Origin of the sequence: Streptococcus oralis (genome assembly GCF_001579525.1) — a bacterium.
Lineage (GTDB): Bacteria > Bacillota > Bacilli > Lactobacillales > Streptococcaceae > Streptococcus > Streptococcus oralis_M.
In genome coordinates, this window is sequence record NZ_LQZC01000022.1 from 1 (window position 1) to 712 (window position 712).

General features: G+C 50.8%; 8 tRNA genes. All 8 read left to right on the forward strand.

Annotated elements, in window-relative coordinates:
• The first annotated feature begins 2 nt into the window (after window positions 1–2).
• The 8 genes from SORDD25_RS08885 (at window position 3) to SORDD25_RS08920 (ending at window position 711) form a co-directional block, all read left to right on the forward strand.
• Window positions 3–75: transfer RNA gene (locus tag SORDD25_RS08885), tRNA-Asp, on the forward strand.
• Between the two features lie 24 nt (window positions 76–99).
• A tRNA-Lys gene (locus SORDD25_RS08890) sits at window positions 100–172 on the forward strand.
• Between the two features lie 5 nt (window positions 173–177).
• Window positions 178–259, forward strand: a tRNA-Leu gene (locus SORDD25_RS08895).
• 12 nt (window positions 260–271) lie between these two features.
• Window positions 272–344, forward strand: a tRNA-Thr gene (locus tag SORDD25_RS08900).
• Window positions 345–371: 27 nt separating this feature from the next.
• A tRNA-Gly gene (locus tag SORDD25_RS08905) sits at window positions 372–443 on the forward strand.
• Window positions 444–450: 7 nt separating this feature from the next.
• Window positions 451–536, forward strand: a tRNA-Leu gene (locus SORDD25_RS08910).
• Window positions 537–547: 11 nt separating this feature from the next.
• A tRNA-Arg gene (locus SORDD25_RS08915) sits at window positions 548–621 on the forward strand.
• 16 nt (window positions 622–637) lie between these two features.
• Window positions 638–711, forward strand: a tRNA-Pro gene (locus SORDD25_RS08920).
• The last annotated feature ends 1 nt before the right edge of the window (window position 712 follow it).

A 712-nucleotide genomic window follows, 5' to 3' on the forward strand; every position in this document is an offset into this window, starting at 1 on the left:
TAGGTCCCGTAGTGTAGCGGTTATCACGTCGCCCTGTCACGGCGAAGATCGCGGGTTCGATTCCCGTCGGGACCGTTTAAGATAACGGCAGTTATTTTAGACTCGTTAGCTCAGTTGGTAGAGCAATTGACTTTTAATCAATGGGTCACTGGTTCGAGCCCAGTACGGGTCATATTTGCGGGTTTGGCGGAATTGGCAGACGCACCAGATTTAGGATCTGGCGCTTAACGGCGTGGGGGTTCAAGTCCCTTAACCCGCATAATAGAAATCAGCCGGCTTAGCTCAGTTGGTAGAGCATCTGATTTGTAATCAGAGGGTCGCGTGTTCAAGTCATGTAGCCGGCATTTTTTTATATAGAATAAGAGGTCGATGCGAACGTAGTTCAGTGGTAGAACACCACCTTGCCAAGGTGGGGGTCGCGGGTTCGAATCCCGTCGTTCGCTTAGAGAGGCCGGGGTGGCGGAACTGGCAGACGCACAGGACTTAAAATCCTGCGATTGGTAACGATCGTACCGGTTCGATTCCGGTCCTCGGCATATAATGATGAGCACCCTTAGCTCAACTGGATAGAGTACCTGACTACGAATCAGGCGGTTAGAGGTTCGACTCCTCTAGGGTGCATTTTTTCTATTTAATGCGGGAAGTAGCTCAGCTTGGTAGAGTACTTGGTTTGGGACCAAGGTGTCGCAGGTTCGAATCCTGTCTTCCCGAT